Annotated in this window: 6 protein-coding genes and 1 tRNA gene; 2 read left to right on the top strand and 5 right to left on the bottom strand. The window is 68.3% G+C overall.

What is annotated here, in order from left to right; genetic code table 11:
• Positions 1–6: 6 nt before the first annotated feature.
• The 4 genes from RDU83_13780 to RDU83_13765 all read right to left on the bottom strand — a co-directional run bounded on the left by RDU83_13780 (position 7) and on the right by RDU83_13765 (position 3,946).
• Positions 7–82 (bottom strand) — tRNA-Lys (locus RDU83_13780).
• On the bottom strand, positions 73–1,314 hold the full coding sequence (locus RDU83_13775) for a M28 family peptidase (protein MDQ7842070.1): 1,242 nt from the start codon (positions 1,312–1,314) through the stop codon (positions 73–75). The genes RDU83_13780 and RDU83_13775 overlap by 10 nt, the downstream gene beginning before the upstream one ends.
• 3 nt (positions 1,315–1,317) lie before the next feature.
• Entirely contained in the window at positions 1,318–2,328 is a 1,011-nt protein-coding gene (locus RDU83_13770) for an AI-2E family transporter (protein ID MDQ7842069.1), read from the bottom strand.
• Between the two features lie 67 nt (positions 2,329–2,395).
• Entirely contained in the window at positions 2,396–3,946 is a 1,551-nt protein-coding gene (locus RDU83_13765; GenBank protein ID MDQ7842068.1) for an ABC transporter substrate-binding protein, read from the bottom strand.
• Positions 3,947–4,143: 197 nt separating this feature from the next.
• Here RDU83_13765 and RDU83_13760 point away from each other — a divergent pair, with 197 nt between their 5' ends.
• A complete protein-coding gene (locus RDU83_13760) occupies positions 4,144–4,929 on the top strand; it encodes an enoyl-ACP reductase (GenBank protein MDQ7842067.1) in 786 nt (261 codons plus the stop codon).
• On the opposite strand, the gene RDU83_13755 is transcribed toward RDU83_13760, so the two are convergent.
• Positions 4,926–5,792 (bottom strand): type II CAAX endopeptidase family protein, encoded by an 867-nt coding sequence (locus RDU83_13755; GenBank protein ID MDQ7842066.1) that lies wholly within the window; start codon positions 5,790–5,792, stop codon positions 4,926–4,928. The two genes, RDU83_13760 and RDU83_13755, sit on opposite strands and share 4 nt — an antisense overlap.
• A gap of 61 nt (positions 5,793–5,853) precedes the next feature.
• Between RDU83_13755 and dnaX the strand changes: the two genes are divergently transcribed.
• The coding region (dnaX, locus tag RDU83_13750; GenBank protein MDQ7842065.1) for a DNA polymerase III subunit gamma/tau at positions 5,854–7,073 on the top strand (1,220 nt) is incomplete at its 3' end.

The following is a 7,073-nucleotide window of genomic DNA, read 5'->3' as shown; positions in this document are numbered from 1 at the left end:
CCTGCCTGGTGGGCCCTGAGGGACTCGAACCCCCGACGCGCGGGTTAAAAGCCCGCCGCTCTACCCGCTGAGCTAAGGGCCCAACACCTGGGCGGGCGGTCTACCGGCAGAAAGTATATCACGGTCGAGACGCTCCAGCAGCGCCCAGGCAAACTCCTCGGTGCGCTCGAGTACCCCGGGGTCTATCCTGTCAAAAGTGTCAGTCGGCCGGTGCCAGTCGGGCAGCACGCCCTGTGGTGTGAAGTTGATCAGCGCCAGCGAGCGGCAGCCAGCGGCGGCCAGCGGTGAGTGTTCGCTAAACAACCCGCGATAGTAGTGCTCGTAGGCGCCGAGGTCCGGGCGGGCTGCGGCTACCGCGCGCGCCGCGGCCAGCAGCGAGGGGTCTGCGCGCATCGGCAGCAGCACGTGCTCCGCCGTGATCAGGCACGGCCCGGCTCCGGAGCCGGCGATGTTGTCGAGAATCAACCAGTCGGCGTCCCTCAGTTCGGGGTGCTCCTCCAGCAGCCGCACCGGGCCGGTCGCGCCTGTCTCCTCGGCCCCAGAGCTAAGCAGCCACACCTCGGTGCCATCCAGCGGTGAGGCCTTGAGCCGGGCGGCCAGGGCCAGGACCGCGGCCGCGCCCGAGGCGTTGTCGTTGGCCCCGGGCACGTACCGGCTGAATTCGGGCTGCAGGGTGACAAGGAACACAATGGCCACGATCGCCGCCGGCAGCAGGGTCAGGCGCGGCCCGACCATCTCAGGCCGGACGGCTCCCAGGACAAACAGGCCCGCCAGCGCCACAAACGAGATCACACTCAGCGTGGTCAGCGTCTGGAACAGACGGAACGCCAGCGGCGATGCCATCGCCAGCGGCGTGCGGTGCGTGTCCACGTGCCCGCTGACGACGACGGTGCGCCGGCGCTCGCCGCGCGGCCTCGCGACAGCATACACGTTCTGCGAGGTGCCCTGGGGCGTCAACCAGGCCAGCGGGTTTGGGCGGAACGCAAGCTGCAGCAGGATCGATACCGTCACGGCCAGGGCGAGGGCAGCCGCCACCAGCCTCCCGGCGGACAGTCCTCCGATTACCAACCCACCGGCCAGTGCGGGAGAGACGTGGAACTTGAGCAGAGCAACCAGCATAAGTGCCGAGCCGATAGAGAATGGCGCCCATCCCGAGCGCGCGGCGCGGAACGGCTGCACGCGCACGTCGTAGCCCAGGTCGCGCATCACCTGCGCGCAGTAATCCGAGGCACGGCGTTCCTGCTCCGTGCAGGACCCGCGGGGACCGATGGTAACAGAAAGGTGCTCGATGTGCCTGAGCGCGTCCCGGCTCACGATTCAGGGCCTCCACCACGTGATGATCTCGCGCACCACCACCACCACCGGCACCGCGAAGAACATCCCCATCAATCCAAAGAGCTGCCCCAGCGCCAGCAGGGCCACGATTATCGCCAGGGGATGGATGCGGGTCATGCGGCCGAGCACCAACGGCACCAGGACGTTGGCCAGCAGCTTCACCACCGTTACCACCAGCAGCGCCCACGCCCAGACCGCGCCGCCCTCCGGGGCCGCAGCCAGCAGCGCCACGCCGTAGGTGGCGAAGCCGCCGATGTAGGGAATGGCCTCGGCCACGCCCGCGAAGACGCCGATCGCCAGCGGACCAGGAACACCGGCCAGCGCCAGCCCGGCAGCGGTCAGGGCGCCGACGATCGAGCTGACGACGACCTGCGCCCACAGGCCCCAACGCAGTGTTGTCGTGAGAGTTGCCAGCAGCGCCTCCATGCGCGCCCGGCCGGGCGCGGGGACCAGCGACAGGGCCGCGGCCCGCGCCGGCCTGTAGTCCAGGAGCACGAAGTAGACCGCAAAGGGCATGAGCAGCAGGAGGTAGATCTGGCCTATGCTCCTGGCCGCCACGTTGACGGTCCGAGCAACCGCGGCGTTGGCGGCACCCACCGCGGTCTCGCCTGCCCGCTCCCAGGCGGTGCGCAGCAGGTGCGGGAAGGTCGGCTCGGCCACGCGTGCCTGCCATCCGGACAGGAACTCGGTCACCGCGGCGATCCCCTGCGGCGCCAGGGCCAGCAGCACTTGTCCCTGATGGATGACCCAGGGGATGACGCTCACCACCCCCAGCACAAGCACCGCGGACAGGCCCAGCAGCGCAAGCCCTGCCGCGGCGCCGCGCGGCATGCGAAAGCGGGTCTCCAGCCGGTCCACGACCGGGAAGATCGGGAAGGTAATCACGGCCACGACGACGGCCGTGGCCACCAGGGTGCTGAAGCGACCGAGCACCCAGGCAGCGGCGAGCAGACCCGCCGCCCAGAGAGCGGGGCGGAGCCACGATCGGTCCATGGTCCGCAGATTCAGCGCGGAGGCCCCGATTCCCCCCCAGACCTGCGATCAGCGCGCGGGCGGTCTTCTACCGCCTCGGTTCCAGCCAGGTGTTCCAGAGGTGGTGCGACGGCAATCCCAGGTACCCCTTTAGCTCCGGCCGGTGAACATGCATGTTGAACCCGTCGCCGAGCTTCACCGTGGGCACCTCGTTCCAGAACAGCAGCTGCGCGCGGCGCCAGAGGTCCATCCGGACCTTGGGGTCGCTGTGCCGCCGCATGAGCGTCAGGATCGCCTGCATGTCACGGGTCTCATACCAGCCCGGGAAAGTGGTGCTCAACACCAGCAGGAACGTGGGGTCGGGTACGGCCGTGAACGTCGTGATCATGACCTCCCAGCCCTCGGTCCGGGCGCGGCGGGTCAGCACCGTTGCCCAATCCATGAACTGCAGGTCCACGTTGAAGCCAACCCGCTCGAGCATCGGCTTAGCCACGGGGGCCGAGTAGGCAGCCCAGAGCGATTCGGCGGTGACAAGGAAGCGGATCGGCTCGCCGCGATAGCCGCTCTCGGCGAGCAGCCGGCGGGCCAGCTCGGGGTTCTTCTGGCCGTAGAGCTCCTTGCCGGCGTCGGACCACATGTAGTGTTCCTTGGGCATCAGGCTGGAGTCAATGCGGTAGAACAATGGGTTGCCGTAGGCCGCCTTCATGATGGGCTCGGCGTCCAGGGCGGCCAGAAAGGCCTGGCGGACCTTCAAGTTCGTTGTGGGTCCGCTGCGCTTGTTCAGCACGAACGCCAGGAAGCTGGGCACCGGGCCGCGGAAGGGTACCGCGTTTGGTTCGCGGCGGAGCCGGTCGTAGTCGTCGCCCGAGACCAGCTCGGCGAACTGGAATTCGTTGCGTTGCACGCCGGCCACCCTCACCGCCGCGTCCGGGATCGGGACAAAGGTGATGCCGTCCAGGTAGGCGGTCCGCCGGCCGCTCATGCCGTCGGGCGTCTCGGTACGCGCGGCGTAGCGGTCGAACCGCTCGAAGCGCAGGTGCCGGTCGGGCACGTGATCAACGAATCGGAACGGACCGGTGCCGATGAACTTGCGCAGCGGGCCGGTGCCGGTTTCATCCACGATCTCCTTGGGGTAGATCGCGGCAAACTGGGTCCACCAGGCCAGATCCGCCGGAAGCAGGGAGTACGGATCCCTCAACTTGAACACGACCGTGAGCGGGTCGGGCGCGGTCAGCGAATCAACGTTGGCGAAGAGCGCCCGACCGCGGACCGCCATTCGACCCCAGCGGGTCAGCGAGGCCACGACATCGTCGCTGGTCATGTCCCGACCGTGGTGGAAGGGGACACCCTTGCGGAGCGTGATCGTGTGGGTCCGGCGGTCCGGCGTTGCGGTGTACCGGTCCGCGAGCATCGGCACCGGCTCAAGCTTGCTGTTGATCGTGAACAGGGTTTCGAAAATGTGGTGCATCGTGTACGAGACGACCAGCGCCGTGGTAGCGTGCGGGTCGAGCGTCGGCCCCTCGCTCTGCAGCGCAAACGTCAAAATGCCCCCGCGGCGGGGTTGCTGGGCGTCGGTGGCGGCGAACGGGGTGAGCAGGACAGCCAGGGCGGCGAGCACCGCGATCGTTCTGCTTAGCATGGGCCTTCCCCCTGTTGTTGAGACGGATGGTTTGGATCGCTTATCGCGAAGCATACCGGCAGCAGGCCGGTGCCGTCAACGACGGAGGGACGCCGCGGCGCGGCCCCGAATGCGTACCCGTGACGCCGACCGGCCACGGCAGCCACTCTCAACCGGCGAGGTGAATCGTGCTCCTTCAAGGCAGACGGGCGTTGATCATGGGCGTCGCAAACAACCGCAGCATCGCGTGGGGAATCGCCAAAGCGTTCCACAGGGAGGGCGCGACCCTGGCGTTCACCTACCAGGGCGAGCGGCTCAAGGACAACCTGGTCGGCCTGCTCGAAGAGATCGGCGGCGCCGCGGAATACCCGATCTATCCCTGCGACGTTACCTCTGATGATGAGATCGCCGCCGTGTTTGCCGCCCTGGCGGAACGCTGGGGAGCCCTCGACGTCCTGGTACACTGCCTGGCGTTCGCGGACCGCGAGGATCTACTCCGGCCGTTCTCGGGTATCTCGCGCAAGGGATACGCGCTGGCACTGGAAGTCAGCGCGTATTCGCTAATCCGGTGCGCGGGCGCTGCCAGGCCGCTGCTGGAGGCGGCCGGCGGCGGCAGCATCATGACCCTGACGTACAACGCGGTGGATCGGGTCGTGCCGTCGTACAACGTCATGGCCGTGGCCAAGGCCGCGCTGGAGTGCGAGGTGCGCTACCTGGCCGCTGAACTGGGACCGATCAACGTGCGTGTGAACGCGATCTCGGCCGGCCCCCTGCGCACGCTGGCAGCCAGCGCGGTCAAGGGGCTTTCGGGGTTCCGCGACGCGGTGGAGGGAATCGCGCCGCTGCGCCGCAACGTCACCCTGGAGGAAGTCGCCGGCGTGGCGACCTTTCTGGCCAGCGACCTGTCACGCGCGGTCACGGGGAACACGATCTTCGCCGACAGCGGGTTTCACGTCATGGGCGTGGCAGGGCAGCTGGAGGTCGCCAGGAAGCCCGGGGGTTAGCCCCAGCCGTACCAGATCGAGGCGATCGCGATAACGTTGTTAAGGGCGTGGGTGACGATCACCGGCACGAGACTCCGGGTGCGCTCGTAGAGAAAGGCCAGCAGCACCCCGAGCACCAGGATGGGCAGGCCGTGCACGAGTTGCAGGTGCGCGATCGCGAAGAACACCGCGCTGGCCAGCGCCGCGGGGATCGCGCCCCACCTATCGCGCAGCCCGCCGTAGATGAACCCTCGGAAGAACACCTCTTCACCCACCGGCACGATCACGGCCAGCAGTATCAGGAACCATGCTGTGGCCACGCCGCCAGGGAGCGCCTCCATAACCGGGCGCAGTGGGTCCAGCAGATGCTCGGCCTCGGCGCGCGCCGCGGCCTGCGCCGGGCCTTCCACGAGCCCCAGAAGGAAGATCGCCAGGTCCTCGCCGACCAGCGCCAGCGGAATCACCACTGCCGCGGCGGCAAATCCCAGCAGCACGCCCCGCGGCCAGCCGCCGAATGCCAGGCCCAGCCTCGCAGGCGGCAGGGCATACCGGCCCATTACAACGTAGGCCGAGAGGCCGACGAACAGCGCGTTCTGCACGAGGGTAACAGTGGAGAGATCCAGAAGCGACAGGGGCAGCGTGATGCCGGCCAGCGTCGCTGCAAGCGGCAGCGTAACCATGAACAGCACGGTGAGCGCCGCCATTTCGCTGATACCCCAGGTGTCCGTGCGGCGGATCGGACGGAACACCAGCAGGTAGATGGGAAGGGCGGTCGAGACCAGCAGCAGCACCAGGACGGCGCTGGCCATGGCGGATTCGAGCAGGGGGTATGCTGCCGCGGGGAACATCGTGTGAAAGAGCGTTCGGCAAAGCGCCCCGGGCATCCTCCGAGGGCAAGGAGGGCCGGCCGCGACGCCGAAGTAAACGGGGCCGAGGTGCAACGCCGTGTCGCATGTTTCCGTCTACCGCCGATGGCGGCCCAAGTCGTTTGAGGAGATCATAGGTCAGGAACGCATCACGCGTACCCTGCAGAACGCCATCAAGGCAGGCCGCACCAGCCATGCCTACCTCTTTGCCGGGCATCGCGGAACGGGCAAGACCACGACCGCCCGCATCTTCGCCAAGGCGCTGAACTGCGCGCACGGCCCCACGCCGACGCCGTGCAACGCGTGTCACCAGTGCGAGGCGATCGCGCGCGGGGTCAGCATGGACGTCATCGAGATTGACGGTGCCAGCAACACGAGCGTGGACGACGTGCGCGATCTCAAGGAGAAGATCGTGCTCGCGCCGACGGAGGGTCGGCACAAGGTCTACATCATTGACGAGGTCCACATGCTCTCCACCAGCGCGTTCAATGCGCTGCTCAAGACGCTGGAGGAGCCCCCGGCCCACGCGGTCTTCGTGCTGGTGACAACCGAGCCGCACCGGATCCCTGCGACGGTCCTCTCGCGCTGCCAGCGGTTCGACTTCAGGCGCGTCTCGTTCGGCGAGATCACCGCGCGGCTGCGCACCATCGCCGATAAGGAGGGAATTGCGATTGACGACGCGGCGCTGGCGCAGGTTGTCCGCAGCGCCGACGGCTCGGTGCGCGATGGCGAGTCGGTCCTTGACCAGTTAAGCGCGTACACCGGCGGCCAGGTAGACCGCGACCTGGTCATAGGCGTGCTGGGATTGATAGACGACGACGTCGCGGCGGCGTTCGCGGACGCGGCGCTGGACCGGGACATGGCCGCGGCGATGCGCCTGGCCCAGGAGACCGTTGACGCCGGCAAGGACATCCGCCAGGTGCTTCGGACCCTGCTGGAGCAGTTCCGCGACCTCCTCATTGTGAAGACCTGCGGCCAGGCCGCCTCCGAGATCCTCGACGTGCCGGCGGAGCGTCTTGCCCGGATCACATCCCAGGCGGAACGCGCGAGCATCTCGGACCTGCTGCGGGCCGTGCGCGTGCTCAACGAGGCGGTCGGCGATGCGCGGTGGAGCACGCAGCCCCGGCTGGCGCTGGAGGTAGCGCTGATCCGGCTGGCCCGCCCTGAGATGGACCCATCGCTGGAAGGCATCACGGCCCGGCTTGATCGGCTGGAAGCGGGAAACGCCACGGCGCCACGCCCTGCGGCGCCACGCCCTGCGGCGCCACGCCCTGCGGCGCCACGCCCTGCGGCGCCACG

It is taken from the genome of bacterium (genome assembly GCA_031082185.1).
GTDB lineage: Bacteria > Sysuimicrobiota > Sysuimicrobiia > Sysuimicrobiales > Humicultoraceae > VGFA01.
Note: the sequence above shows the minus strand (reverse complement) of the source record. Positions and strands in the feature narration are given on the sequence as shown.

Coding starts and splice junctions, on each gene's coding strand:
- RDU83_13770 (MDQ7842069.1), bottom strand. CDS start 2,328: ATGGACCGATCGTGGCTCCGCCCCGCTCTCTGGGCGGCGGGTCTGCTC.
- RDU83_13765 (MDQ7842068.1), bottom strand. CDS start 3,946: ATGCTAAGCAGAACGATCGCGGTGCTCGCCGCCCTGGCTGTCCTGCTC.
- RDU83_13760 (MDQ7842067.1), top strand. CDS start 4,144: ATGGGCGTCGCAAACAACCGCAGCATCGCGTGGGGAATCGCCAAAGCG.
- RDU83_13755 (MDQ7842066.1), bottom strand. CDS start 5,792: ATGCCCGGGGCGCTTTGCCGAACGCTCTTTCACACGATGTTCCCCGCG.